The organism is Pseudomonas sp. CC11G, assembly GCF_056174845.1.
The window spans coordinates 48,085-73,846 of sequence record NZ_JBWBZC010000011.1 but is presented as its reverse complement, the minus strand read 5'-3'; the positions used below and the strand labels follow the sequence as shown (position 1 = coordinate 73,846).

21 protein-coding genes, 1 tRNA gene and 1 pseudogene are annotated in these 25,762 nt (G+C 61.3%); 8 read left to right on the top strand and 15 right to left on the bottom strand.

Annotated features, from left to right (window positions below; all coding sequences use genetic code 11):
• Window positions 1-28: 28 nt before the first annotated feature.
• The 5 genes from murI to hemA are packed head-to-tail and all read right to left on the bottom strand — an operon-like array spanning window position 29 to window position 4,785.
• The gene (gene murI / locus AC0V2S_RS14890) at window positions 29-823 is read right to left on the bottom strand and encodes a glutamate racemase (RefSeq protein WP_475510420.1); all 795 of its coding nucleotides are present in this window, start codon (window positions 821-823) and stop codon (window positions 29-31) included.
• Window positions 820-1,581, bottom strand: a complete 762-nt coding sequence (locus tag AC0V2S_RS14885; protein ID WP_475510419.1) for a molybdopterin-synthase adenylyltransferase MoeB — start codon at window positions 1,579-1,581, stop codon at window positions 820-822. Before AC0V2S_RS14885 ends, murI begins: the two co-directional genes overlap by 4 nt.
• Window positions 1,574-2,425 carry a peptide chain release factor N(5)-glutamine methyltransferase gene (prmC, locus tag AC0V2S_RS14880; protein ID WP_475510418.1) on the bottom strand — a complete coding sequence of 284 codons (852 nt, stop codon included), beginning with the start codon at window positions 2,423-2,425 and terminating at the stop codon, window positions 1,574-1,576. The genes AC0V2S_RS14885 and prmC overlap by 8 nt, the downstream gene beginning before the upstream one ends.
• Before the next feature lie 3 nt (window positions 2,426-2,428).
• On the bottom strand, window positions 2,429-3,511 hold the full coding sequence (gene prfA / locus AC0V2S_RS14875) for a peptide chain release factor 1 (RefSeq protein WP_475510417.1): 1,083 nt from the start codon (window positions 3,509-3,511) through the stop codon (window positions 2,429-2,431).
• Complete coding sequence (hemA, locus tag AC0V2S_RS14870; protein ID WP_475510416.1) at window positions 3,508-4,785, bottom strand: glutamyl-tRNA reductase; 1,278 nt, start codon at window positions 4,783-4,785, stop codon at window positions 3,508-3,510. Before hemA ends, prfA begins: the two co-directional genes overlap by 4 nt.
• 199 nt (window positions 4,786-4,984) lie before the next feature.
• Here hemA and AC0V2S_RS14865 point away from each other — a divergent pair, with 199 nt between their 5' ends.
• The 8 genes and pseudogenes from AC0V2S_RS14865 (at window position 4,985) to ychF (ending at window position 11,772) form a co-directional block, all read left to right on the top strand.
• Window positions 4,985-6,712 carry a tetratricopeptide repeat protein gene (locus AC0V2S_RS14865; RefSeq protein ID WP_475510415.1) on the top strand — a complete coding sequence of 576 codons (1,728 nt, stop codon included), beginning with the start codon at window positions 4,985-4,987 and terminating at the stop codon, window positions 6,710-6,712.
• 3 nt (window positions 6,713-6,715) lie between these two features.
• On the top strand, window positions 6,716-7,333 hold the full coding sequence (gene lolB, locus AC0V2S_RS14860) for a lipoprotein insertase outer membrane protein LolB (RefSeq protein WP_475510414.1): 618 nt from the start codon (window positions 6,716-6,718) through the stop codon (window positions 7,331-7,333).
• The gene (gene ispE / locus AC0V2S_RS14855) at window positions 7,333-8,184 is read left to right on the top strand and encodes a 4-(cytidine 5'-diphospho)-2-C-methyl-D-erythritol kinase (RefSeq protein WP_475510413.1); all 852 of its coding nucleotides are present in this window, start codon (window positions 7,333-7,335) and stop codon (window positions 8,182-8,184) included. The genes lolB and ispE overlap by 1 nt, the downstream gene beginning before the upstream one ends.
• Before the next feature lie 33 nt (window positions 8,185-8,217).
• Window positions 8,218-8,292: transfer RNA gene (locus AC0V2S_RS14850), tRNA-Gln, on the top strand.
• Window positions 8,293-8,338: 46 nt separating this feature from the next.
• Complete coding sequence (locus AC0V2S_RS14845; RefSeq protein WP_108098481.1) at window positions 8,339-9,280, top strand: ribose-phosphate pyrophosphokinase; 942 nt, start codon at window positions 8,339-8,341, stop codon at window positions 9,278-9,280.
• Between the two features lie 127 nt (window positions 9,281-9,407).
• Window positions 9,408-10,016, top strand: coding sequence for a 50S ribosomal protein L25/general stress protein Ctc (locus tag AC0V2S_RS14840; RefSeq protein ID WP_475510412.1), 609 nt, complete (start codon window positions 9,408-9,410; stop codon window positions 10,014-10,016).
• Between the two features lie 31 nt (window positions 10,017-10,047).
• A pseudogene (gene pth / locus AC0V2S_RS14835) lies at window positions 10,048-10,631 on the top strand (aminoacyl-tRNA hydrolase).
• A 40-nt stretch (window positions 10,632-10,671) separates the two neighbouring features.
• Window positions 10,672-11,772 carry a redox-regulated ATPase YchF gene (gene ychF / locus AC0V2S_RS14830; RefSeq protein WP_475510411.1) on the top strand — a complete coding sequence of 367 codons (1,101 nt, stop codon included), beginning with the start codon at window positions 10,672-10,674 and terminating at the stop codon, window positions 11,770-11,772.
• A 43-nt stretch (window positions 11,773-11,815) separates the two neighbouring features.
• On the opposite strand, the gene AC0V2S_RS14825 is transcribed toward ychF, so the two are convergent.
• The 10 genes from AC0V2S_RS14825 to AC0V2S_RS14780 form a co-directional block, all read right to left on the bottom strand.
• Window positions 11,816-12,919 (bottom strand): OmpA family protein, encoded by a 1,104-nt coding sequence (locus AC0V2S_RS14825; RefSeq protein ID WP_475510410.1) that lies wholly within the window; start codon window positions 12,917-12,919, stop codon window positions 11,816-11,818.
• Window positions 12,916-13,353 (bottom strand): type VI secretion system baseplate subunit TssE, encoded by a 438-nt coding sequence (gene tssE / locus AC0V2S_RS14820; protein ID WP_475510409.1) that lies wholly within the window; start codon window positions 13,351-13,353, stop codon window positions 12,916-12,918. Before tssE ends, AC0V2S_RS14825 begins: the two co-directional genes overlap by 4 nt.
• Window positions 13,354-13,356: 3 nt before the next feature.
• Window positions 13,357-13,893 (bottom strand): type VI secretion system lipoprotein TssJ, encoded by a 537-nt coding sequence (tssJ, locus tag AC0V2S_RS14815; protein ID WP_475510408.1) that lies wholly within the window; start codon window positions 13,891-13,893, stop codon window positions 13,357-13,359.
• A complete protein-coding gene (gene tssG / locus AC0V2S_RS14810; protein ID WP_475510407.1) occupies window positions 13,874-14,947 on the bottom strand; it encodes a type VI secretion system baseplate subunit TssG in 1,074 nt (357 codons plus the stop codon). The genes tssJ and tssG overlap by 20 nt, the downstream gene beginning before the upstream one ends.
• On the bottom strand, window positions 14,911-16,674 hold the full coding sequence (gene tssF / locus AC0V2S_RS14805) for a type VI secretion system baseplate subunit TssF (RefSeq protein ID WP_475510406.1): 1,764 nt from the start codon (window positions 16,672-16,674) through the stop codon (window positions 14,911-14,913). The genes tssG and tssF overlap by 37 nt, the downstream gene beginning before the upstream one ends.
• Before the next feature lie 27 nt (window positions 16,675-16,701).
• Window positions 16,702-18,273 (bottom strand): type VI secretion system protein TssA, encoded by a 1,572-nt coding sequence (gene tssA / locus AC0V2S_RS14800; RefSeq protein WP_475510405.1) that lies wholly within the window; start codon window positions 18,271-18,273, stop codon window positions 16,702-16,704.
• Entirely contained in the window at window positions 18,270-21,638 is a 3,369-nt protein-coding gene (locus tag AC0V2S_RS14795) for an ImcF-related family protein (protein ID WP_475510404.1), read from the bottom strand. Before AC0V2S_RS14795 ends, tssA begins: the two co-directional genes overlap by 4 nt.
• Window positions 21,625-22,743, bottom strand: a complete 1,119-nt coding sequence (locus AC0V2S_RS14790) for a hypothetical protein (protein ID WP_475510403.1) — start codon at window positions 22,741-22,743, stop codon at window positions 21,625-21,627. Before AC0V2S_RS14790 ends, AC0V2S_RS14795 begins: the two co-directional genes overlap by 14 nt.
• Before the next feature lie 222 nt (window positions 22,744-22,965).
• Window positions 22,966-25,239 carry a T6SS phospholipase effector Tle1-like catalytic domain-containing protein gene (locus AC0V2S_RS14785; protein ID WP_475510402.1) on the bottom strand — a complete coding sequence of 758 codons (2,274 nt, stop codon included), beginning with the start codon at window positions 25,237-25,239 and terminating at the stop codon, window positions 22,966-22,968.
• Window positions 25,227-25,676: a DUF3304 domain-containing protein gene (locus tag AC0V2S_RS14780; RefSeq protein ID WP_475510498.1), complete on the bottom strand. Its 450-nt coding sequence runs from the start codon at window positions 25,674-25,676 to the stop codon at window positions 25,227-25,229. The genes AC0V2S_RS14785 and AC0V2S_RS14780 overlap by 13 nt, the downstream gene beginning before the upstream one ends.
• Window positions 25,677-25,762: the final 86 nt, after the last annotated feature.

Here is a 25,762-nt window from a genome sequence, read left to right as displayed (position 1 = left end):
CATAAAGCGATTGAGTTGAACGCCGGACTTAGCGCAGCAAGGCAGCGGCGCTGATCTCTTTGCCAAGCAAGAGCGGGAGCACCTGTTTCAGGTTCGACAGCGTGCCGCTGGACCATAAGCGAATGTCGCGCCCCGGCGTTTCGGCCAACAGCTCTCGTTCGCCCAACAGCCGTTTCAGCTGCCGGGCCACCGCCGTGCCGGTATCGATCAGGCTCACCGAAGGCGGCACCAATTCCAGCAGCAGCGGTTTGATAAAGGGGTAATGGGTGCAGCCCAGAATCAGGGTGTCGCAGCCTTCGGCCAGCAGCGGCTCGACGTAACCGCGCAGCAGCTCGCGGGTTACAGGCGAGTGCAATTCGCCGGCTTCGATCAGTTCCACCAACCCCGGGCACGGCCGGGTAATCACCCGCACATCGCTGGCAAAGCGATCCAGCAAGGCGGCGAACTTGGCGCTCTGCAACGTACCGGTGGTGGCCAATACGCCGACCACGCCACTGCGAGTGGCAGCCGCCGCCGGTTTTACCGCGGGTTCCATGCCGATGATGGGCAACTGCGGGTACGCCGCGCGCAGCTCGTTGATGCCGGCGGCAGTGGCGGTATTGCACGCCACCACCAGCGCCTTGGCGCCCTGCTCGAGCAAAAAGTCGGTGATAACCGTGCTGCGCTCACGGATAAATTCAGGGGTCTTTTCGCCGTAGGGCACGTGGCCGCTGTCGGCGACATACAGCAGGGTTTCGTTGGGCAACAGGCGCTGAATTTCCAGCAGCACCGAGAGGCCGCCGACGCCGGAATCGAATACACCGATAGGCGCCGACTTATTCATGGACGCGGCCCGCACACGGCACACGCCGGGTCGCGTTTGACCCGCAGTTCGCGAAAGCGCGAGCCGAGGGCATCGATCAATAACAGCCGACCCACCAGCGGCTCGCCGAAACCGGCCAGTAATTTCAGGGCTTCCAGGGCCTGCAATGAACCGACTAGGCCCACCAGCGGGCCGACCACGCCGGCTTCGCTGCAGGTGAGTTCGGCTTCGCTGCCGTGGCCGTACAGGCAGTGGTAGCACGGGCTTGCTGGCAGACGCGGATCGAATACCGACAGCTGGCCTTCCAGGCGAATGGCGGCGCCGCTCACCAGCGGTTTGCCGGCGGCCACGCAGGCGGCATTCACCGCCTCTCGGGTGCCGAAGTTGTCGGAGCAGTCGAGTACGAGGTCCACCGCCGCGACGGCAGCGGCCATGCTGTCGACGTCCAGCGCGGTGCGGTGAGCGTGCAGGGTGAGGTGCGGATTGATGGCCAGCAGGCGCGCGCTCATGGAGTCGACTTTGCTCTGGCCGATGCTCGCGGTGTCGTGGGCGATCTGCCGTTGCAGGTTGGTCAGATCCACCGTATCGAAGTCGGCCAGGTGCAATTCGCCTACGCCGGCAGCGGCCAAGTACAGCGCCACCGGCGAGCCCAAACCGCCGAGACCGACGATAAGAGCGCGGCTGTTTTTCAGGCGCAGTTGGCCGTCGATATCAATTTGGCTGAGCAGAATCTGCCGGCTGTAGCGCAGCAGTTCCTCGTCGTTCAGTGAGTCATTCATGCGTGTAGCGCCCCAGGCTGATTCGTTCATGGCCGCCCAAGTCCAAGCGGCTTGCGATTTCAGTAAAGCCTTGGCCTGCCAACAGCTCACGGACGGCGGCAGCCTGGTCAAAACCGTGTTCCAACAATAGCCAGCCACCGGCCACCAGGTGCGCGGGGGCGTGCTGAATAATCAAACGGATATCGTCTAGCCCATCTTCACCGGCCACCAGTGCACTGGCCGGCTCGAAGCGCACATCGCCTTCGCCCAGATGATGGTCATCGGCGCGGATATAAGGCGGGTTGCTGACGATCAGGGTGAAGCGTTGCCCGGCGACGGCGCTGAACCAGTGGCTCTCGCTGAAGCGCACATTGGTCAGCTTCAGCCGGCTGCGGTTGCGTTCGGCGAGGCTGACGGCCTCGGGCACGCGGTCGACGCCAGTGACGGTCCAGCCCGGTCGTTCAGTGGCCAGGGCCAAGGCAATGGCGCCGGTGCCGGTGCCCAGATCGAGGGCGGCAATTGGGTTGTGCGGCAACAGTTCGAGGGCGGTTTCCACCAGTAGCTCGGTGTCGGGCCGCGGGATCAGCGTATGCGGCGCGACTTCCAGATCGAGGCTCCAGAAGCCTTGCTGGCCGAGGATATAGGCCACCGGCTCGCCTTGCTGGCGACGGGCAATGGCGGCTTGAAACCGCTGCAATTGTTCGTCGTTCAGCTCACGTTCCGGCCAGGTGCGCAGGTAGCTACGCGGCTTGCCCAACGCGGCGGCCAACAACAACTCGGCATCCAGCTGCGCGGTGTCCGACCCCGGCAACGCGACGCTGGCGAGTAGCTGCTGAATGGTTGAGGCGCCGCCAAAGCCTGCCAAGGGTCAGTCCCCCAACGCGGCCAACTGGTCGGCCTGGTATTCGCTGAGCAGCGGTTCGATCACGGCGTCGACGCTACCGGCCAAGACATCGTCCAGGTTGTAGAGGGTCAGGTTGATGCGGTGATCGGTCACCCGGCCTTGGGGGAAGTTGTAGGTGCGGATGCGCTCGGAGCGATCACCGGAGCCCACCAGCAAACGGCGAGTATCGGAAATCTCTTTGTGCGCGGCGGCTTCCTGCTGGTCGTTGAGCTTGGCCGACAGCCAGGCCATGGCCTTGGCGCGGTTCTTGTGCTGCGAACGCTCTTCCTGGCACTCGACGACGATACCGGACGGAATGTGGGTAATGCGGATCGCCGAGTCGGTCTTGTTCACGTGCTGACCACCAGCGCCCGAGGAGCGATAGGTGTCGACGCGCAGATCGGCCGGGTTGATCTCGATGGCTTGCTGTTCATCGGGCTCGGGCAATACGGCGACGGTGCAGGCGGAGGTGTGAATACGGCCTTGCGACTCGGTTTCCGGCACGCGCTGTACACGGTGGGCACCGGATTCGAACTTGAGTTTGGAGTAGACGTTGTCGCCTTCAACGCGGGCGATCACTTCTTTGTAGCCGCCGTGTTCGCCGACGTTTTCCGAGAGAATCTCCACGCGCCAACCGCGCTTCTCGGCATAGCGCGAGTACATGCGGAACAGGTCGCCGGAGAAAATCGCCGCCTCGTCGCCACCGGTGCCGGCGCGAATTTCAAGGAACACGTTGCGGCCGTCGTTGGGGTCTTTGGGCAGCAGCATGCGTTGCAGGCGGGCTTCCAGATCGGCGAGCTGTTCTTTGCTGTCGGCCACTTCCTGCTCGGCCATTTCGCGCATGTCCGGGTCGCTGTCTTTGAGCAACGCCTGGGCGCCCTGCATGTCAGCGGTGACTTTGCGGAACTCCAGCAGCAACTGAACCACGGGCTCGACCTCGGCGTATTCCTTGGAATAGGCGCGGAATTTGGTCTGATCGCTGATCACTTCGGCGTCGCCAAGCAGCGCCGTCAGTTCCTCGTAGCGGTCGTGGATCATGTCCAGTTTGTTCAGCAGTGACGCTTTCATTGCGGGGTTTTATCCGTGGTGCTCTCGTCGAGCGCAAAGAGTTCCTGAGCCACGGTCAACGCATCGATGCGCCCGTCGGCCGAGAGTTTTTTCAGTTGCACGCTGGGGGCGTGCAGCAATTTATTCGTTAGGCCGCGCGCCAGCAGCGCCAGCACTTCTTCGGCGGAGGTGCCGTTGGCCAGCATGCGCTGGGCCTTGGAGAGTTCTTCGTCGCGCAGGCGTTCGGCCTGTTGGCGATAAGCCTTGAGCACATCGACGGCAGCCAGTTCACGCAGGCGCGACATGAAATCGCTGGTGCCAATGGCCACCAGCTCTTCGGCGGCCTGGGCAGCGCCTTGGCGGCTTTTCAGGTTTTCGGCGATGACGTCGTGGAGGTCGTCGACGGTGTACAGGTACACGTCATCCAGCTCGCCCACTTCCGGCTCGATATCCCGAGGCACGGCGATATCGACCATGAAAATCGGTTTGTGCTTGCGCAGCTTCAGCGCACTTTCTACCGCGCCCTTACCCAGAATCGGCAACTGGCTGGCGGTGGAACTGATCACGATGTCGCTGTGGATAAGTTCTTGCGGAATCTCTGAGAGCAACACCGCATGGGCGCCGAACTGCTCGGCCAACTGGCTGGCACGCTCCAGGGTGCGGTTGGCGACAACGATGCGTTTTACGCCTTGCTCATACAGGTGACGGGCCACCAGAGTGATGGTTTCGCCAGCACCGATCAGCAGCGCCGAGCTGTTGTTCAGGTTGCTGAAAATCTGCTTGGCCAGGCTGACGGCGGCAAAGGCCACCGAGACCGGGTTTTCGCCGATGGCGGTATCAGTGCGCACCTGCTTGGCGGTGCTGAAGGTGGCTTGAAACAGCCGACCGAGCAGCGGGCCGACGGTGCCGGCCTCGCGGGCGACGGCATAGGCGGATTTCATCTGGCCGAGAATCTGCGGCTCGCCGAGCACCATGGAGTCGAGCCCCGAGGCCACGCGCATCATATGGCGCACGGCGGAATCGTCCTGATGCACGTAGGCGCAGGCACGCAATTCGTCGAGGCTAAGCTTGTGGTAGTCGGCCAGCCAGGCCAACACGCTGTCGGCGGTCAGGCTGTCCTGCTCGATGTAGAGCTCACTGCGGTTGCAGGTCGAGAGGATGGCCGCCTCGCGGCTGGCGGTGCGCAGACATAACTGCTGCAATGCATCAACCAACTGCTCCGGGGTGAACGCCACACGCTCGCGGACGTCCACCGAGGCGGTCTTATGGTTGATACCGAGGGCAAGAAAGGTCATGCAGGGTCGCTGACAGAAACGGGAAGCCGCCAATTGTCCTACTTCACCAGATTGAGAACAACCACCGCTGACCATTGTCCTAATAGCCGGTAGCCTGTCTCGCGCAGAGCCAACCATAGATAGGCGCTTGCCCCATGGGTTTTGCCCCACGGCTTGTGTCATGATGCCCAAACCGCAGGTAAGTCGCCCTTTCCTATATATGAATAAATCGCTGCCATTGTTCGCCGCCGTCATGTTTCTCGGGGGCTGCGCCAACCTGAGCCCCTCCAGCCAGGACGGTTCGCCGCCGGTGGAAGACACCGCGCCGGCCGTTGTTGCCAAGCCACAGGTGTACGGCTCGTTTAGCGAGGACACCCTGCTGTCGCTGCTCACCGCCGAGCTTGCCGGGCAACGCAACCGCTTCGATATCGCCCTGGAAAACTATATCCAGCAAGCCAACGAAACCCAGGATGCCGGCGTAGCCGAACGTGGTTTCCGGATTGCCGAGTACCTAGGCGCCGATGAACCGGCACTGGAACTGTCGCTGATCTGGGCCAAAAACGCCCCGGACAATCTCGAAGCACAACGCGCCGTGGCCATTCAACTGGCCCGCGCCGGCCGCTATGACGAATCCATGGTGTACATGGAAAAAGTCCTGCAAGGCCAGGGCGACACCCACTTCGATTTCCTTGCTCTGTCCGCCGCCGAAACCGACCCCGATACCCGCGCAGGCCTGCTGCAAAGCTTCGACCGGCTGCTGGTGAAGTACCCGGATAACGGCCAATTGCTGTTCGGCAAAGCTCTGCTGCTGCAGCAGGACGGCCACCCGGACACCGCGCTGAAATTGCTTGAAGACCAGAAAGCGGCGACCCACGATGTGGCCCCGCTGCTGCTACGTGCGCGTCTGCTGCAAAGCATGAAGCGCGGCGATGAAGCCATCCCGCTGCTGGAAAAAGGCATCAAGCAACACCCGGACGACAAACGCCTGCGTCTGGCCTACGCCCGTCTGCTGGTGGAACAGAACCGACTGGACGACGCCAAGGTCGAGTTCGCCTCCCTGGTGCAGCAATACCCCGATGACGATGACCTGCGCTTCTCCCTGGCACTCGTATGCCTGGAAGCCGAAGCCTGGCAGGAAGCGATCGGTTATCTGCAAGACCTGGTGGAGCGCAACAGCCACGTCGACGCCGCGCACTTCAACCTCGGTCGCGCGTATGAAGAATTGAAAGACCCGAACAGCGCCTTGCAGGAGTTCAGTCTGGTCGGCCCGGGCAATGATTACCTGCCGGCGCAACTGCGCCAGACCAACATTCTGTTCGACACAGGCCGCACCGGCGAAGCCTCGAAGCTGCTGAGCGAAGCCCGCGACAGTCAGCCCGATTACGCCATTCAGCTGTATCTGATCGAAGCCGAAGCGCAATCCAGTCGGCAGCGGTACGACGAAGCCTGGGCGGTGATTCAGAAAGCGCTCAAACAGTACCCGGACGATCTGAACCTGCTGTACACCCGCTCGATGCTGGCGGAAAAGCGTAACGACCTGGGCCAACTGGAAGCCGACTTGCGCACCATCCTCAGCCGCGAACCGGATAACTCGATGGCGCTGAACGCCCTGGGTTACACCCTGGTGGACCGCACCACACGCTACGCCGAAGGCCGCGATCTGATTCAGCGCGCGCACAAGTTGAGCCCGGATGACCCGGCCATTCTCGACAGTCTGGGCTGGGCCAACTACCGCACCGGCAACCTCGACGAAGCTGAAAGCTTGCTGCGCCAGGCGCTAGAGCGGTTCCCCGATGCGGAAGTCGCCGCTCACCTGGGCGAAGTGCTGTGGGCCAACGGCAAACAGACGGAAGCACGAAAAGTCTGGGCTGCGGCGCAGAAAGAACAACCCGACAACACCATCCTGCGCGAAACCCTGTTGCGCCTGACCGGTTCCGAGAAGCTTTAACCCATGCGTTTGCGCCACCTCCTCGTAATTGGCCTGCTCACCGTGCTTAGCGGTTGTGCAGGCCTCACCTCCCACGAATCGCTGGAAGGCCAGGGCGACCCGGCCAAATGGCAAGCCCACAAAGACCGCACCGTCGCCCTCAATGGCTGGCAAATCAGCGGCAAGGTGGGCATTCGTGCGCCGAAAGATTCCGGCAGCGGCACGCTGTTCTGGCTGCAACGCCAGGACTACTTCGATATTCGCCTGTCCGGCCCACTGGGTCGCGGCGCGGCACGGCTGACCGGGCATGCCGGCGATGTAACGCTGGAAGTGGCCAATCAGGGTCGCTATCAGGCGTCCACACCAGAAGAGTTGCTGGAGCAGCAGATGGGCTGGAAGCTGCCCATCTCTCATCTGACCTGGTGGGTGCGCGGTCTACCTGCGCCGGATAGCAAAAGCACCGTGGTGCTCGATACCGAAAGCCACCTGCAGCGTTTGAACCAGGACGGCTGGGACGTGGAATACCTGAGCTACGCCGAGCAGAACGGCTATTGGCTGCCGGAGCGCATGAAGCTGCACGGCCGTAACCTTGACGTCACCCTGGTGATCAAGGACTGGCAACCGCGCCAGCTGGGTCAGTGATGTCGGCTGCGCGTATCACGTTGCCGGCGCCGGCAAAGCTCAATCTCATGCTGCATATCCTCGGCCGCCGTGCCGATGGCTATCACCAATTGCAAACCCTGTTTCAGTTTCTCGATTACAGCGACGAACTGACCTTCGATCTTCGCGATGACGGCGAAATTCGTTTGCACACCGAAATTGAAGGCGTCCCCCACGACAGCAACCTGATCGTAAAAGCCGCACGACAGCTGCAAGAAAAAAGCGCGTGTCGGCTTGGCGCAGATATCTGGCTGGAAAAAAAGCTGCCCATGGGTGGCGGAATTGGTGGCGGCAGCTCCGATGCGGCCACCACCCTGTTGGGCCTTAACCATATTTGGGCGCTGGATTGGAGCCTTGATCAATTGGCCCAATTGGGTGTGGGCTTGGGCGCCGATGTACCGGTATTTGTCCGTGGCCACGCCGCATTTGCTGAAGGTGTAGGCGAAGTGCTGACGCCGGTTGAGTTGGACGAACCGTGGTTTCTTGTAGCGATACCGCAAGTATCTGTCAGCACAGCAGAAATTTTCTCAGACCCGGAGTTGACACGCGATACTCCGGCGATTACATTGTCGGCCGTTCTCGAGCGGGGCGGTCGTAATGACTGTCAGTCGGTGGTCGAGAGGCGTTACCCAGATGTTCGTAACGCTTTGATCTTGCTAAACAAATTTGTTTCAGTTAGATTAACCGGCACTGGATGTTGTGTTTTTGGGAGCTTCCCTAACAAAGCCGAAGCTGATAAAGTCGCGGCCCAACTTCCAGCCTCCCTGCCAGGGTTTGTTGCTAAAGGTTGTAACGTTTCGATGTTGCACCAGCGGTTACAAAAACTGTCCTGAGAAGCGGATGCTAAGCATCCAGTTGCACATTACAGGGGCGTCGCCAAGCGGTAAGGCAGCAGGTTTTGATCCTGCCATGCGTTGGTTCGAATCCAGCCGCCCCTGCCATTTTCTATACTCATCCAGGTATACCCTCAGCCGGCAGGTACTGCGCGTGTCCAAGATGATGGTCTTTACGGGGAATGCTAACCCCGATCTGGCGCGACGTATCGTACGTCAGCTGCATATCCCACTCGGCGATGCCTCCGTTGGAAAGTTTTCCGACGGCGAAATCAGCATTGAGATCAACGAGAACGTCCGAGGTAAAGACGTCTTCCTGATCCAGCCGACATGCGCGCCAACCAACGATAACCTGATGGAACTGGTGGTAATGGCTGATGCCTTCCGCCGCTCCTCGGCTACTCGAATCACAGCCGTGATCCCCTACTTCGGTTACGCCCGTCAGGATCGCCGTCCGCGTTCTGCCCGGGTTGCTATCAGCGCCAAAGTGGTGGCTGACATGCTGACCGTTGTCGGTATCGACCGCGTTCTGACTGTTGATTTGCACGCCGACCAGATTCAGGGCTTCTTCGATATTCCAGTAGATAACATCTACGGTTCGCCAGTACTGGTGGACGATATCGAAGATCAACGTTTCGAAAATCTGATGATCGTGTCTCCGGACATTGGCGGTGTAGTGCGTGCTCGCGCTGTCGCCAAGTCGCTGGGCGTGGATCTGGCCATCATCGACAAGCGTCGTGAGAAGGCCAACCACTCCGAAGTGATGCACATCATCGGTGATGTTGAAGGCCGTACCTGCATCCTCGTGGATGACATGGTCGACACCGCCGGCACACTCTGCCACGCGGCCAAGGCCCTGAAAGAACACGGTGCTGCCAAGGTTTTCGCCTACGCAACCCACGCTGTTCTCTCCGGTCGTGCCATCGAGAACATCGAAAATTCAATGCTCGACGAACTGGTGGTGACCAACACCATTCCGTTGTCGGCAGCTGCTCAAGCCTGCAAACGTATCCGCCAGTTGGATATCGCGCCGGTAGTGGCTGAAGCGGTACGCCGCATCAGCAACGAAGAATCGATCAGCGCGATGTTCCGCTAAGGGTCAAATCCCTGGCTGCATCACGCAGAACGAAAGTGCCCCGCCTCGTGCGGGGCTTTTTGCCTCACCGCCTTCCATTGCCGGTCGCAAGCAATAAAGGCGGCGAAGTTTATTTTGGAGATTCACCATGACTGATTTTGCCCTGAATGCTGAAGTGCGTTCCGACCTGGGGAAAGGTGCGAGCCGCCGCCTGCGTCGTCTCGCCGCCCAAGTTCCTGCCGTAGTTTACGGCGGTGACAAAGCTCCTGTTTCCATCACCCTGCTGGCCAAAGAAGTTGCCAAGCTGCTGGAAAACGAAGCTGCCTACAGCCACGTAATCGCCCTGTCCGTTGGCGGCGCGACTGAAACTGTAGTTATCAAAGCTCTGCAACGTCACCCAGCCAAGGGTCACGTTCTGCACGCTGACTTCATTCGCGTAGTAGCTGGCCAGAAACTGACCGTTCTCGTTCCATTGCACTTCATCAACCAGGAAACTGCAGTTGGCGTGAAGCAGCAAGGTGGCGAAGTTTCCCACACCGCCGCTGAAGTTGAAGTTTCCTGCGAAGCGAAAGATCTGCCGGAATTCATCAACGTCGACCTGGCTAAAGTGGAAATCGGCCAAATCGTTCACCTGTCGGACCTGGTTCTGCCAGCCGGCGTTGAACTGGTTGCTCTGGCCCACGGCAAAGACCTGCCGGTTGCCAACATCCACGCTTCGCGCGTACCGAAAGATGAAGAAGAAGGCGCAGCCGAGTAATACTCGCCTCGTCTAAGGAAGGGCTCCTGTCGTGACTGCCGTACAACTGATCGTCGGCCTGGGTAATCCAGGCGCTGAATACGAACAGACCCGGCATAACGCAGGGGCCCTTTTTGTTGAGCGTCTCGCCGCGGCCCAACGGGTCAGCCTGGTAGCAGAGCGCAAATTTTTCGGCCTGACGGCGCGTTTCAGCCATCAGGGTCACGATATTCGTCTGTTGATTCCCACCACCTTTATGAACCGCAGTGGCCAGGCAGTTGCTGCCATGGCCGGTTTCTACCGCATTCCGGTAGACGCGATTCTGGTGGCCCACGACGAACTCGACATGCCCCCGGCGTTGCCAAATTCAAACAAGGCGGCGGCCATGGCGGGCATAACGGTTTGCGCGACATCATTGCGCAACTCGGCAATCAGAATACCTTTCACCGTCTGCGCCTCGGCATTGGCCACCCCGGTGAAGCCAGTAAAGTGTCCGGTTTTGTTCTCGGTCGAGCGCCCCGCGCCGAACAGGAAAAACTGGATGCCAGCATCGACTTTGCCCTCGGCGTGATGCCAGAGGTTTACGCCGGGGAATGGAACCGGGCGATGAAACTTCTGCACAGCCAAAAGGCCTGACCACTCTTTTTCAGCGAATTTCTTCCGCGAGGATTACACCATGGGATTTAACTGCGGCATCGTCGGCCTGCCCAACGTCGGCAAGTCCACCCTGTTCAACGCCCTGACCAAATCCGGTATCGCGGCGGAGAACTTCCCGTTCTGCACCATCGAGCCGAACAGCGGCATCGTGCCGATGCCCGACCCGCGTCTCGACGCCCTGGCGGCCATCGTCAACCCCAAGCGCATTCTGCCGACCACCATGGAATTCGTGGACATCGCAGGTCTGGTAGCGGGCGCCTCGAAAGGTGAAGGTCTGGGCAACAAGTTCCTGGCCAACATTCGCGAAACCGACGCCATTGCCCACGTGGTGCGCTGCTTCGAAGACGAAAACGTGATCCACGTTTCCAACAGCGTCGACCCCAAGCGTGACATCGAGATCATTGACCTCGAACTGATCTTCGCCGACCTCGACAGCTGCGAAAAACAACTGCAGAAAGTTACCCGTAACGCCAAGGGCGGCGACAAAGATGCCGTCGCCCAGAAAGCGTTGCTGGAACAACTGATCAACCACTTCACCGAAGGCAAGCCAGCGCGCAGCCTGATGAAGAACTGGGGCGCCGACGAAAAACTGATCGTGCGCGGCTTCCACCTGCTGACCACCAAGCCGGTGATGTACATCGCCAACGTTGCCGAAGACGGCTTCGAGAACAACCCGCTGCTCGACGTGGTAAAAGCCATCGCCGACGAAGAAGGCGCGATCGTGGTGCCGGTGTGCAACAAGATCGAAGCAGAAATTGCCGAGCTCGATGACGGCGAAGAAAAAGACATGTTCCTCGAGGCCTTGGGCTTGGAAGAGCCGGGCCTGAACCGCGTAATTCGCGCCGGCTACGAAATGCTCCACCTGCAAACCTACTTCACCGCTGGCGTTGAAGAAGTACGTGCCTGGACCGTCCGCGTCGGTGCCACTGCACCCCAAGCCGCTGGCGTAATCCACACCGACTTCGAAAAAGGCTTTATCCGCGCAGAAGTGATCGCCTACGACGACTTCATCCAATACAAAGGTGAAGCTGGCACCAAGGAAGCCGGTAAATGGCGCCTGGAAGGCAAGGACTACATCGTCAAAGACGGCGACGTAATGCACTTCCGCTTCAACGTTTAACCGCAAAGAGCCACACAAAAAAGCCCTCCTCGTGAGGGTTTTTTTATGGCTGCAAACCCACACACGCCCCTTCCGCCGGCACCCGCCGAATATCCACACGGCGATTGGCCCTTCGCCCGGCAGCCGTTTCGTTGCTGACCATCGGCTGACTGGCACCCACACCTTGAATGACGAAACAGTGCTCGGCAATGCCGGAAACGCGCTGCAACCAATCCCGTACCGCTGTCGCCCGCGCCCGCGACAACCGCCGATTGGCCTCGTCGTCACCCGTACCATCGCTGTGGCCCGTGATCTCCAGCAACCAGCCTGGCGTAGCCTGAATACCGGCCAACACGCCGATCAATGCCTTGGTCGACTCCTCGCCCAGCTCCGCACTGCCCGGCTGAAAGATCGCCAAGCTGGCCAGGTGCTCTGCGGTCGCGACCGTCACGACAGAACCCGGCGACGCCAACTCCAGCGGTTGCCCGGGGACACCCAGTAGCGTTCGCCCCCACCACAACCCGCCTACCAAAACAGCTGCGAGCACGCCCCACAGCCATCGACGCCGAGACACACCCACCTTGGCGGGCACCAGCCTGAATACCAACGCCTCGCCTGGCGGTTGCGGCGCGAATGACCGCCCCTCGCGCTGCAAGCGCTGGCTAACGCTGCGCAACAGGTGACGCAAGCTATGAAGCTGCAGCAAAGGCCGTTGAAGTTGCCGGTCCAACAGCTCATGCAGGTGCCCCAGCACACGCTCCAACTCTGCCGCGGCGACCTGCTCGTTAACTGCCCACTGCACGCCGCGCAGTTGCATGTGCAGATGGCTAAACAGCCACGCCAGAATTTCCAGGCGCTGGCCGGTCCCCGTCGGCCAGGCTCGCGTATCGTGCACCCGCAGCAGGTTATCCATCAGTGTCACGCCCTCAATGGCACCGGCCACGCCAAAGCGATAACTGCGCGCCAACGCCAGGCAGGCCAGCGTCTGCACCTCCGCACCATTGCGCTGCAGCAACTCCAGGCTCAGCCGTTCGACTACGCCCCACGCCACGTCGGGCCGTGCGGGGTGGTTTAGCTTGCTCAGCTCCTCGCGCAGTGCCTGGTACTCGACAAACTCCTGTGGATCGCCACCCAGTCGAGATGCGCTGGTGTGTATACCGGTACTCATCCCGGCACTCGATACTGCTGCGTCAGATGGCGTAACAACACCCGGCCCTCAGGCGCCAATGCGGTACCGAACGTGGCCAGCTCGCCACTCTCGAGTTGCACATCAAGGGCGTAATCCAGATGCCCGGCCTGGGTCGGCGGCAACAGGCGAACTGCCACCGCAGCCAACCGTGGCTCGTAGCGGAGCAACAGGCCCTGCATCTGCTCCACCATGCCGTGCGCCGCACCGGTCACGCCGTGTAAAACCAGCTCCAGATTGGTAATGCCGTAGTCCGGCAGATGGCTCAGCGTGCCGGCGCGGCTGTTGAACAACCGCTGCAAATTATCGAGCACGGAAAGCATCACCTGGTCCTGCTCGCGCACCTGCTCAAGCGCCAATTCGCCGGAAAAATTTTGCAGCAACAACTCATACAGCGACGGGCCGAGTTCGGGCATCACTCACTCCTCGACCGGCGCGCGCAACAGCAGACGGTTGTCTGCCAGCTCCACCACCCGGGCCCGCTCCGGGTCCAGCTCATCGCGCGACAGAATCAGGCGCCAGGCGTTTTGCTGCAGATCCGGTTGGCGGAACAGCGCAACCACGGCGACGTATCGGGCCTCAGGCTGTATCGGCGCGCTCAGTTGAGCCCCCTCCCCAGGTTTGATCACCACTGCCCGCTCATCCAGCAGGTCAGAGCCCAAGGCATCGGCACCCTGATTCAGCAGCTGCTCGTAGGTGGCTTGCGCGAAGCGTTTGCTGTCGCGCAACTGATAAACCCGCACCAACGTAGTCGTCGACAACGCGTTCATGTCCGCGGTGTGCGTGTTCAGCGCCGCCCGTGCAGAAAAATCCAGCCGCAGTGTTTTCACCTGTTTGTAAAACACTGCCCTGGCACCGTCGGCGGTGGCATCGCCCACCGACTGTACCAGGCCGCAGCCGGCCAACGAGAGGCAAAGCCCTAGCCACAACGCGTGATTAAAAACGGTAGGCAACATGCTGACTCTCCCGCGCGCAAGGGTTGCCGCTCAGGCCTTGATAGCGGCCCAGGTTGACGGTGACAAACGCGTTGTCGTCGGCAGGTGCCTGCAGGCGGGTGGTCATTCCCAGCAGCAAGGTAGCGGCGCCCAAAACCGGTTGTGGCAAGCAGCTCAGCGGTGCGGACAGCTGCAGCCGGGCGCTACAGCGCCAGCCGAGGTACACCCGCAACAGCACCCGCAAATCCTCAAGCAACTGCCCGCCCGGCAGCCAACTGCTTGCCTGTTTCAGGTTCTCGGCAAACACCGTCACCCGCACTTCGCTGTTTACATCGCACCCCACGCCGCCCAATGGCACACCGTGATCCAGCCGCAGCGGCTGCCCGACGCTCAAGCCAGGACGCTGCGCCAGCACCACACGCCGGGGCCAATGGGGCGTCACCTGCACCCGCGTATCAGGCGCCAGCAACGTGACCAACGCCTGAATGCCCTCGGCGTTGCGCGTCGGCAGGCCCATTACCCCGAGCAAGGCCAGAAAGCGCGAAACCGGCGTGGCGATGTGCTCAGCGGTGCCCGGTATCCCCAGCCCCACCAGGCCCAGCAGGCACTGCGACGTGGCATCCACCCCGCCGGCCTGGAACGTGGCGGGATAGGAGTATTTGCGCCAGATCCGATAGAACTGGGTAAAAATCCGATGGTTGAACATATCCAGAAACGCCTCGAGGGCTTCGTGGCCGTCGCGGCGCTGGGTGATGTCGTCCAGGTACGCCGACGGCAGCGGCGAATCGACACCGTACAGGCCCAACAATCGTGTACGAATCGTCGCTGGCCCCTGCGCGTTCAGCTCGATGCTTTTCAATTCGCCAGCCGGAAAGCCCATCCCCGCATCGGGCCGAAAACGCACGGGGTCGTCCGCCGGATGCGCCGTGCTGCCCAGCGGCGGCTGCCCGGGCAACGCCAACTCCAGCAATTGGCAGACGCGGTACACGTCGGCCTGGGCGATCCGCCCATGCAGCGCCGTCAACAGGCCGCTGTCGGTTAGCCGGGAATACGCGGGCTGTGGTTCTCGTTCCATCGCAGGCATTTACCAGTGGGTAGAAGAATCAGCGTGAGCTGGTTGAACAGATGAACATCGGCATACAGCGCAAAAAAACGGCTCAGCAGTTCGCCAAACAAGTGGATGTCGCCCTCCCCGCAAAAGCCCTGGGCATCGAGCGTCACTTCGATATCCACGCCGCGCAGCAGAAAGCCGCGCTCAAAGCGCTGAATCAGGTGATGGCGCACTTCGACGATGGCCTCCAGCCGCCTGCGATTCAGTTCGCTCTGGGTCCAGTCATACAGCGCCAAGGTGCCACGCAGCACTTCAGCGCTATCGAGCATCGACAAAAAGTTGGAGCCCAGATGGCTCAATACCCGCCAATGAAAGCGGTCGCGGTTCGGCGGGTAACAGGGCTGGGTGGGCGCGCATAGATTGCGTACGCGCAGCGCTGTCTGAGTGGCCTGCACCACCGTATCGAGCAAGGTGCTTTGCAAGGCTTTGCGTGGCAGTTGGCCGTTGGTGCCGGTCAGGCGTAGCGACAGGCTGCTCTGCTCCCCCAGGCAATCCTGATCAAACCCTTCGCCACCGAGAATCAGCCAGGTATCGAGCAAGCCGTTCGCCGCGCGTTTGAGGCGGGTATGGAAATAGCGCTCCGGTGCCTCGTCGCGCATCATGCCGCCCTTGTGACGGAAGCTGGTGAACGGCACATACGCGCGCCGATCGGCCTCGCGTGACGAGGTCACTTCGTCCACTGAGTAGATTTCGGTATGGCCATCCTGCAAGCGCATGGGCCGCAGCAGATAGTCGGCCTGCAGTGGCGCCAGGGTCAGTGGGTCGGCCTCTAACGCAAACAGATTGATCACCGGCACACAGTGCAGGCGCGCATGCTGCGAATTCAGCGCGAAACCCTGCGGCCATTGCTCGGCCAACACCACGTCCAGCTCAAACCAGGGCACCGTCGCGGCGAGGTCCAATTGCTCGAGACCACACAGGGTCACAAACATGAATTTTTCGCGGAAGCTGAAGTACTCCAGCAACAACTGATAGCCACTGAACGAGGCGTCGCCCTTGGGCCACAAGCGATCCTCGGGGGCAAAGCCCTTGGGCCTGAACACCACCTCCAATGCCGTGCGCTCAGTTTGGCCGGCCTTTCGCACATACACCGCTTGGGCGTGCAACGTCAGCGCCTGATGTAGCGCACAGGCCAGTGGTGCGTCGGCATTCAGATACAGCGGTAAGCGGCGCAAATCCACCTGCTGCCAATTTACCAACGGCCCACAGGTGAACCGCATACGCAGCACCGAACGGCCATCGGCCTCCTGAGCGAGCCGCAGCGACTCCAGGGCCAGCGGCTGCAAGGTAAGCGGTTCGGTGGTGGTATAGCGGCACCGGGTGCGCTGCGGCCCGACCGGTTGCGACAGCACCTCGAAACCGCGGGCAAGCGTTTCGCTGCTTTTCATCTGCGCCAGATCCGGCGCCAGCTCAACCACCGACAGCGACGCGATGGTGCGCAGGTAATGCGGCCACAACAGGCTGACCAGGCCCTCAGTCAGCTCAGGCAGGTCGTCATCAATTTTCTCGCGCAGCCGCCCCATCAGAAACGCGAAGCCCTCGAACAACCGCTCGACATACGGATCGCGCGCCCCCGGTTTATCCAGATTCAGCTGCGCCGCGCGGTCTGGAAACGCCTCGGCGAATTCCTTGCCGGCTTCACGCAGGTAACGCATTTCGGCATCGAAGTACTGCAGAGTCAGATTGTCCATGGGCTCACTTCGCTCCTCGCAGGGTTATCAGCCGCATAACACGGCGGCGCGCAGTGGATCGATAGCAACCAGCGACGCCAGCAACCCGTCCATACGCAACTGCAGGGCAGCCTTGTCAGGTGGGTTATGCACACCTCGACTGCGCAGTAGCTTGAGCAGCCGCCCCTTGACCTCGAAAGCCAGTTCCGGCTCCCACTCCAGCAAGGCCTGAGCGTGGGCGCGGCGGTCCAGCTCATCGAGCAAATGCACGGCCAGCTCGCTCTTGCCGCATTGCTCGGCGACTCGCGCCATCAGCAAGCGCAATAACCAGCGATGGCGGCCGCTGTGGATATCGGGTCGCGCCGCCAGCCAAGCCAGGGCCGCCTCTACGCCCTCGCTATCGGCCTGCGCCAGGGCTTCGCCCTCCAGGGCGAGAATGTCGGATTGCGCCGCTGCCACGGGCGCATCCGCTGGCAGCCACTGCGGCGCTGCCTGACGGACCTGCTGGCCAATCCAGGCGCTGGTAGTGGCGTCGGCGAACGGTGAGCCATCGTTCCAGCACAACGTTTCCAACCCAGGCAGGCGGTCCAGAAGCAGGCGCAGATCGCCCACGACAACATCGGCCCAGCCCTCCTGCGGCGCGGGTTGTTTGCTCAAGGCCTGATAGAGGTACCACTGCACATCCAGCCAGAAATGGTTAACCCCTTCGGCATAGATCCGCTCGGCCAGCTCCAGCAGTTCGGTCCAACTTTGTTGTTGGTACAGCCGCCGAAGTTGCGCACGGTAATCGGCGCGCGGCGGGGTCAGCCGTGTATGCCCGCCCATGCCCAAGGGCGGCAATTGCTGCACGGTGTCCCAGCGCAGGCTTTTCATCAGTCGGTGGGCCGCAAGCCAGCCCAGTGGCTGCTCGCGCAAATACACGGCCAGCACTCGCCCATGCTCCAGTAGATCGCGGCCGGACTGAATGACCGCCGGCGCTGGCGTGCTGATGACTGCGTGGCTCGCGCTATGTTGCGGCACCAGCGCGTTGACGCCGCCGGCCTGGCTGATGCGCTGCGCCAGTGCAGCGTATAGCGGCTGCAAGCTGGGGCGCTGCTCCACCGGCCAGGCAGCCACGCTTTTATCCAGCCAGACCAATGCCGCCACCGTGCGCTGGGCATCGGGCTTGGCCACCTCCGGGTACAGCGACAAACTGGCCAACACCTTGCTGCCGGCCAGCCACTCCAACGCCAGCTGGCGCCCGCTAGGCCGCCCCGGCAGCAACTGGCAACCGAACCGATCCATCAGGGCCGCCAACAGCGTCAAGCCGTCGGCCAAGCCTGCCTCGCCGTGCTGATGCAGCCGTGCCCATACGTAGTAGGTCGCGACGCGTAAATCCTTGCAGCTCTCTTGCAGCAACCCCAGTGCCAGGCTGGCCACACTTGCGGCATCGGGGCCCGATAGCTTGTCGACTTCCTCGCGCATCTGTTGAAAGTCGTCGTGGTAGCCAGGGTCTATACCGACCGGCGGATTCTGCGCCAGAGGCTGCAACCAGGGCTCCCAACGCTTTGCCTGCTCGTGCGCCAAGGGGAGCCCGTCGACTTGGTCCAGGCAGCTTTCGATCAAGGACTGCAGCGTCATAGGCGCTCCTTCGTATCTTCAAGCGCCGTGCGCTCATCAAGAAAAATCTGTGCCGGCAACCGAAAACCGCGCAGCCGTAACAACGTCAGCGGCCCGGCATCCAGTTCGGTGCGTAGATGCCAGGTCAACAGCAGGTCATCCGGCGTTTTAAGCTGCAGTCGGTAGCGGCTGTCGCCATCATCCAGGGCGCTGACCTGGGCCTGTTCCAGCAAACGAATAAGGCCCCACGGCCCCTGGAAATCGCCGAACAAACGCTCGCCGCCACGCAGGCTGGTCCAGGTCAGACTCGCGCCCGGGTACTCACCTGTGCCCGGCCACGTAAAGCGCTGCCAGCTCTCCATCTGGTTGAAGTAGTGCAGGCGTTGTCCATCGAGGGTAAAGGTGGTTTGCACCACGTCCCGTACCGGCTTGGCCTGCAGCTCAAAACTCAGGCCCATGCCGCCATCGGTAAACAGCACATCAGCGAGTTGGCTGAGTTGTTCGATTGCCGCCAGAAATTCCGGATTAATGCGCAGCCCTTGGCTTTGGCTGGGGTCCGTGACCCAGCGCGTGCCTTCTTTACGCAAGACCCCAGCTAGCTGGCGCTGGAGAAACTGCTCGATGCGCCCGGAATCGGCGCGGATCATCTGCCCTAACATGGGCAACGACGCCGTGCTGGTTGTGGCAGCGAACGGGTAGCGGCCGGAAAACGCTTTGTCCCACGGATCGACAAGGGTGCGTTGCCACTGGCGATTGAGCGCCGCTGCCGACGGCTGCAACACTCGCTGCCAGGCCTGTTCCAGTGGCTGCACAAACAATGTCTGGCCGATGTTTGCCCACTCGGCGCCGAGGCTCGCGGCGAGCAAGGCACCATAGGCGCGAGTGTCGGTAAGGTCGACGCTCTTGCCCTGAAACACCGTTTGCGCCAACGCCTGAGTCATCTGCTGCGGGTCTTGCGCGCTGCTCACCTGCTGCAGCGTTAACCGCACCCGCGTTACCCGAGTGAGAAATGCCTGGATGCTCAGGTGCTGATCACCACGGGTTTCATCGCCTTTGCCGAGCAGCGCCAGCAAGGGGCCGAAAGTGGCATCCAAGGGGCCCTCGGGACCTTGCGGACGCTGATCGATAACTGCTGCCGCCGGTGTCTTGGCCAGAAGTTTTTGCGCCGAGTCGATCAATGTGTCGGTCAGTGCCTGTTGGCGGCTGCCGGCGTGACCTTGATAGGCCAACGTATTGAGCAAGGCAATCAGCGGTGACTGGCGCACATCACTCATCAGCGTCAGTTGATCGATAACATCTGCCAGACTTGTGGTGCGTTGCCAGTGCAGGCTATTGAGAAACTTCAGCCAGGCACTGCTGTAATCCTGAAAGTAGCGAGCGCTCAGGCGCTGTTTAAGCTGCTCGGGTGTGAGCTCAGGGGCGAGCTCGGCGGGCGTTTCACTCAGCACCCAATCCACTTTCTCGCGGCGAGCCTCGGCCATCTTGTCGATGGCTTGCCGCACCTGCCCCTCCCAGGCCTGCCGGGTAAAAACGCCGGGCACCTGGGTCGTGGTGGTAAACAAGGTTTGTGCATCGGTCTCGCCCACCAACTGGTCGAGCCCCAGGGCCGGATAGTTAATCGCCGCCGAATCCAGTACCTGCTGGTAAAGATGCGACTCGGCATTGCGCTGCCCCAATTGCCCGAGCAACACCTGGCGCACCTGGGCCACTAACTGCGAGTCGGCGACGATGCGCCAGTCCTCGTGGGCCGCCAACTCGGTTGAATAAAACCGCAGCAAACCGGCCGACAACCCCTGCCAGCGTGCTGGCGTTAAATCGACATTCGACGGCATCGCATGCGCGAGGGTAGCGGCCAAAAACGCCGCGTCACTGCGCGCCGGGCGGGCCATCATCAAGTACGCCTTGAGAGATTCGTACGCTTCGACCGCACGCGTGGCACGCTCCGCGCTCTGCGGCGGCAGTACCAGCAGCGCGGCCAATTGCGTGCGCAAACTGGCCGCCAGCGGATCACGCACCAGGCGATTATTGGCCTCGACATACTGCGGCCAGAATGCCGCCAGCACAGCGGCATTACGGCTCAGGCCCCAGCGCTGATACCACGGCACACCGACGCCCGCGCGATGCTGCAGACGCGCCAACTCATGCACCAGTTCATGCAGCGCCAGCAGTTGCTCATCCCCCGTTTTCGCCTGCTGCAACACCGTAAGCGCGTGCTGTGACTGAGTAATCAACAGGCGGTTGCTGGTGAACGACAGCAGCAAGCCCGCGGCCCATAGGCCGGCTACTAGCAGCACCAACGCATAGGCCAACCGCGGTACGGACCAACCCAGGCGGCGGCCACTTTGCCGGTCGCCCAACACACCCTTCCAGGCGGGTGATACGTGCCAACGCGGCAGGGGTTCTATGGCGTTAGGCACAGGCGGTGGCTGCGGGCTGAACCATATTCCGCGCAGGCTTACCGTGCGGCGTGGGTGGTCAAAAAGAGGCGCCAGCACCTGGCTCCAACGGGAGATGCCTTCAGCCTGCAAATCGCGGGAAAGACGCCAGAGAAAATCATGCGCGCGATTGACCTGCGTCTGCGCCAGGCCCTGGCAACGCAGCGGCTGCAGCAGCGCACTCAACCGCGCTTGAAACTGTGGCGCATCCAGCCGTGCCGGGAGCAGGCAACCCACCGCCTGCTCGGGGCGGTCTTTCTGCGCCCACTGCACGGCGCACAATTGCCACAGATGCAGAGGCGCCTGATAGCGCAGGGTGCGGGTGACGCGCTGGAGAAAACCAGCGCCGGTTGCGATAAAGGCCGCGTTGTCACGCTGAGCCTCGTCCACCACCCAGACGATGCCGTCCACCGGACGCCAAGGGCGCAATGCGCGCCATTGTTCGAGCAGATTGGTGTCCGGTTTTGCCTGCGGGGAACCGGCCCACAACAACAAACAATTCTCGTCGTGTAACCAGCGGTTTTCGGTCAGGCCGGGGGCCAGCCGCTCGATCTGCTCGGGCTCGCCCATGATCAATAGAATGCGCGCCTGGTGACGCCAGAAAACGCCGAGTAACTCGCCCACGGCCGTCGCAATATCGGCGCTCAGCCCGCGGCGCCGCGCCTCGCGCCACATGCTCCATCTGCGCAGCAAGGGCAGCCGCTCAAGCCCCAATAACGGAGCAAATCCACCCTGAAAAATGCGCCACGTCACCCATGCAAAAACAGATAACAGAACCCAAGCTCCCGCTGCCTGGAGCAGCAACTCCCCCCTCGAAGTCAACGCGGCAGATGGAGACTCGAAGAACGTTTTCCAGGCAAACAAAGCTAATACCAGCACCACAGCCGCTGCGAGTGATATCAACACCGGCACGCCCCAGGCAGGGGACTGAGAAGGTTCAGCGCGACTCATCAGGCTTCACCACTCCAAGGGCCAACGTCTGTTTCGGGTCATTTGCCAACCAGGCGCACGGCACCCTATTACGCTGCGCGTACATGCAAGCAAGGGTGAGCGCGACCATGCCTTGCAGCTCGCCCAGGTCGCCAAAATGGGCATCCTGCAAATGCTTGGCGATATCCCAGCCGATCTGCCCGACGTCAAGCGCGGCCGGCTGACTGAACGACATGCAAGCCTCGGCAGGTTCGTCGAGTTCACCTTGCTCCAAGGCGCGGGTCGCGACATCGCTTAGCGCTTCGGTGCCCTCGGTAAACCATTCGCCACGCAGAATGCGCACGCCGCCTTGCGGCGCCAGCGACCACAGCAGCGCGGCGTCGCCGGCATGGGGAACATCGTCCAATGACACACAGGCTGCACACAGAATGCGTGCCTGTGCCGGAGCCGTTTGCAGGCTGTCGATAATCGCATCGAGACTTTCCATTCCCAGCCAAGGCTCCGGCTGCTCCGGCAAACGCTCCGACGGCTTCAATTCCAGAACACGAGCCCTGAAGGCCTGCCAGGCAGCCGGCGACCCCAGCCAATAACAACGCAACGGCTGCACCGCAGTGGCCCCTGGGTATTCTTCATGCCACTGCAACGCCAGGCACCGGGCAAGCTGCGCCTCCCGAGTGGCGCGGCTTGCGCCCTGCGTCAGTGACGTGCGCAACATGGATTTTTTATCAGGCAGTGCGGCAAAAGCGGGTTGGTAGAGCCGAGTAAACAGGGCAGCCGCCCCCTGCGTCGAACGGCACGCCGCCCCCATCAATACAACCTCCGTCATCGCCACCGCATGACGGTGTTCTTGCCACCAATGCTGCTGCACTTCCTGGCTGAGCTGGTTGTAGCGCTGAGCATTGGAGCGGTTCGCGCTGTGATAAAGCATGCGCAACAACAACGCCAACAACCACGTCCCCATCACCAGCACCACGGTGCCCATCACTACCCGTGGCTCGACAATCGAAGACACCTGCAGCCCCGCCACCCCGACCAGACTGAGCAACACCGCACCCGCCGTCAGCCAATTCAAATAGGTAGGCCGAGGGTTCAGCGGATAGGGGCGGAACTGCCGGATGGCCTTCATTACTCAACCACCCTGCCGGACCCGAAACGCAGACTGCTTTGCATGATTTCTTCCTTGTGAACGGCAAAACGGTTGATGGCCCAATGCGTGTGGTTGACGCCGTATGCGTTGCCAGCGGACGCAGTTTGAGCGGACAACGCGAGCGTCAACGTTAGAGAGGCGCTCAACGAGTTCGGTATGCGCTTTATCAGCAACGGGTAAGCACTCGACCTGATTGCGGAATCACGTAACCTCATGGCGCCCCCTCTCTAGCGACGCCTGATAGGCACGGTATCGCTCCTCACTTTCCCGTTGAACCTGCGCCAACCGCTCGGGCGTCATGTCAGGCGCTGGCGCCCGCACTATGTGCGCGGCTAACAAGGTGTTGTCCTGTTGCTCGTTGAGCGCCAGTTCGCGCTTGCTGGCGTTGCCGAAAAACACCATTCGCTCACGGAAAAAGCTGCCCATGGGTTCACGACCCAGCGCGTAAAAAAACCAGGCTCGGGAGTCATGTACCTGGTCGTCGAACAAGGCGCGAAGCATGCCTTCGGGCTTCTGGGCATTGAGGCTTTCGTCCACCTGACCACGGTGATTGTCGTCGAGGTGGTTGTAGTACCCGGCCGGTGGCGGGAACAACTGACCGACCCGAGCCCGGCCGGCCGCCTTCATCTGCAGGCATTCGGCGCCGGCGTCGACGTGAATAACTTCGTAGACAAGCAGGGATGGCGCACGCGCGGGAACAAGTCGGTGTACGGCAAGCCTGAGGTGGTCGGGGTCACGAAAGGCCGCCGCGAACTCCTGCGCGGCTTCACGAAGTTGGGTTTGAGCCAGGTCCGGATCGATATCCTTGAGGCCCGGCTCCAGAGCCTTGTGCTCCTCGTTCCCGCTCCTCACCGTCTCCTTGTAAGCCTTGCGCTCCTCGGCAACTTTCGCCTGCGCTTTGTCGCGCTCGGCTCTGGCTTGGGCGAGCCGCGCCGGATCGCTGTGGGTGTCGGTTGCCTGGCGGTAGAAGTCGGTATTTTTAAGGCTGGCGAACGCGTAGCGGTCGATACGCCAGGCGGTGAGCCAGCCGAGCTGCGTGCGCGCGGCTTGCTCGAGGGTTTCAGTAGCGGGAAGTGGTTGGTACGTCCCGACAGAGTTATCAGACAATGGCTTAACAGCAAGACCGAGAGTGACTTGGCGCCAAGCGTTAAAGCGGGAAACTAGAGCAGGAGAGAAGCCAAACTCCCGAGCAACAACAACCCCTAAGACACGCCAACGTTCGTGACGCAATTCTTCAGGTAGCGTGCTCTCCGTTACTTTCAACGGTGCACCATTGTTGAAGGCATCGGCAAATAAGTCGTGAAGTGCGAGCTGCGACAACAATTGACCATCATTTTTGCCAATTGCTTTTCCCTGATCGCCCCGCGGGTAGCCGCCACCCAAATCCGAATGCACCCCTGGATAAATCACTTCCTGGCTATTAACCGGATAGCCCCCCGTCTCACGGCGGATAGAGTCCAGCGGAAAACATAGCCGCTGCTCGTGTGCGGAAACCAAATGGAGGCAGCGTTTAACCAGGGCATTTCCGCCGGGCAGTTGCTGGGACTCATCGGCCCAGCTCATTTGACCTCTGGCGCCGGGCGCGATGGCGGCGATCCCCACCGATGCGACCGTATCTAGCAGCCCCAGGTATTGCACTTCGACCGGAAGACGCAACTTACCTAGCACCAGCGCGGGTTGGGCCGGCTCTTCGTGGCCAAGCAGTTCGTTAAGCCAATTTACAAATGCCCGAGCAGCAGCGGCGCCACGAGAAAAACCGTACACATAGAGTTTGATGCCGACCAACTTTGGTCTGCCCTGCGAGGGCTGCACCAGCGCAATACGCAATGGTGCTTCGAGTGCTTGAAACTGCTTGCTGAACTCGCTTTTCCGCCTGCCACGCCCCCCGCCATTCATCACCGCACCCATCGCTTTGACGGAGGCATGGAGGCTGGCATTGCCCATCCTCGGCATATCCAGATACCGGCGCAGCGCATCGATGATCATAAGCAGGCCCCAGTTGATTCGCTCTTCACCGTAGTAGGCAAAAGCCAGCCCCATGCCGGAGTAATCGAGGTCTCCGACCTCTGGAAAAGGGGTTCCGACACCGGGCATGTAGTACTTGAAATACTGGCCCATGCCGGTGCCAGGCGGGTCGGTCAACCCCTCGACGCTAGCGGCTCCGCCCGCATGGCCAGCGCCGATGGTGGCGCGAAACAGTCGCGCAATATTCGTAGGGTGTGGAATCTGGGAACGGTAAAGATCGTCAAACAGATTGTTACCGGTACCGTCGAAAAACAGGCTGATGTGCAACGTATTGCAGCAAGGTGGCGTCACAATCCGCCCGGCCGCAACAGACAGCGCCCCGTGATAGTCACGCTCCAACCGCCTCTGGAGAGCGATGTTTCGATAAACCTGCTCGGGTCGACTGGGCAAGCGACCCTGTTCTGGAAACAGCGGCGGATACCAAATGGGCGCATGGGTCACTGTGGGCATGACGTCGGCTCCGGCAGTTTCAGCGCGGTTTTAATTGGGTAATTCGGGTTGCCATAGGCAAAACATGACGTGGTGACCTGGAGCTCATCGCAAGGCAGAAAATGTACGGTCATGCCGCACACGTCTTGACCGGTGTAATCCGGCACAGTGATCAACTTGCTGTGCTTGCGTGTTTGGGCGTCGACTCTTTCCTCCCACTCCAAGTACTTAGGCCAATCGGCAAACCCAGGGAAATCCTTGGAGTAGGCCAATCCGGTTTCCCAATCCACCCGCACCGTCATTCCGGGCTTCCAGCGCGCAGGCGCGGTATAGCCCCAGCCACCGCCGCCACCTTGATATGGACCGACAACGTCGATAGCCGGTTTGCCATCAACGCTAAAGTGATTAATCGCCCAGTGTGTATGGTTGATGCCGTAGAGCGCGCCGGCCGAAACCATGTGGGCTGGCAGGGTGAGCAACACCAGACACAAAAGCCTCAACACCAAAGGCATCAATCTCGGTCGAAATAAATTCCGGTAGACCT

Coding starts and splice junctions, on each gene's coding strand:
- murI (WP_475510420.1), bottom strand. CDS start 823: ATGAATAAGTCGGCGCCTATCGGTGTATTCGATTCCGGCGTCGGCGGC.
- AC0V2S_RS14885 (WP_475510419.1), bottom strand. CDS start 1,581: ATGAATGACTCACTGAACGACGAGGAACTGCTGCGCTACAGCCGGCAG.
- prfA (WP_475510417.1), bottom strand. CDS start 3,511: ATGAAAGCGTCACTGCTGAACAAACTGGACATGATCCACGACCGCTAC.
- hemA (WP_475510416.1), bottom strand. CDS start 4,785: ATGACCTTTCTTGCCCTCGGTATCAACCATAAGACCGCCTCGGTGGAC.
- AC0V2S_RS14865 (WP_475510415.1), top strand. CDS start 4,985: ATGAATAAATCGCTGCCATTGTTCGCCGCCGTCATGTTTCTCGGGGGC.
- lolB (WP_475510414.1), top strand. CDS start 6,716: ATGCGTTTGCGCCACCTCCTCGTAATTGGCCTGCTCACCGTGCTTAGC.
- ispE (WP_475510413.1), top strand. CDS start 7,333: ATGTCGGCTGCGCGTATCACGTTGCCGGCGCCGGCAAAGCTCAATCTC.
- AC0V2S_RS14840 (WP_475510412.1), top strand. CDS start 9,408: ATGACTGATTTTGCCCTGAATGCTGAAGTGCGTTCCGACCTGGGGAAA.
- ychF (WP_475510411.1), top strand. CDS start 10,672: ATGGGATTTAACTGCGGCATCGTCGGCCTGCCCAACGTCGGCAAGTCC.
- AC0V2S_RS14825 (WP_475510410.1), bottom strand. CDS start 12,919: ATGAGTACCGGTATACACACCAGCGCATCTCGACTGGGTGGCGATCCA.
- tssE (WP_475510409.1), bottom strand. CDS start 13,353: ATGCCCGAACTCGGCCCGTCGCTGTATGAGTTGTTGCTGCAAAATTTT.
- tssJ (WP_475510408.1), bottom strand. CDS start 13,893: ATGTTGCCTACCGTTTTTAATCACGCGTTGTGGCTAGGGCTTTGCCTC.
- tssG (WP_475510407.1), bottom strand. CDS start 14,947: ATGGAACGAGAACCACAGCCCGCGTATTCCCGGCTAACCGACAGCGGC.
- tssF (WP_475510406.1), bottom strand. CDS start 16,674: ATGGACAATCTGACTCTGCAGTACTTCGATGCCGAAATGCGTTACCTG.
- tssA (WP_475510405.1), bottom strand. CDS start 18,273: ATGACGCTGCAGTCCTTGATCGAAAGCTGCCTGGACCAAGTCGACGGG.
- AC0V2S_RS14795 (WP_475510404.1), bottom strand. CDS start 21,638: ATGAGTCGCGCTGAACCTTCTCAGTCCCCTGCCTGGGGCGTGCCGGTG.
- AC0V2S_RS14790 (WP_475510403.1), bottom strand. CDS start 22,743: ATGAAGGCCATCCGGCAGTTCCGCCCCTATCCGCTGAACCCTCGGCCT.
- AC0V2S_RS14785 (WP_475510402.1), bottom strand. CDS start 25,239: ATGCCCACAGTGACCCATGCGCCCATTTGGTATCCGCCGCTGTTTCCA.
- AC0V2S_RS14780 (WP_475510498.1), bottom strand. CDS start 25,676: ATGGTTTCGGCCGGCGCGCTCTACGGCATCAACCATACACACTGGGCG.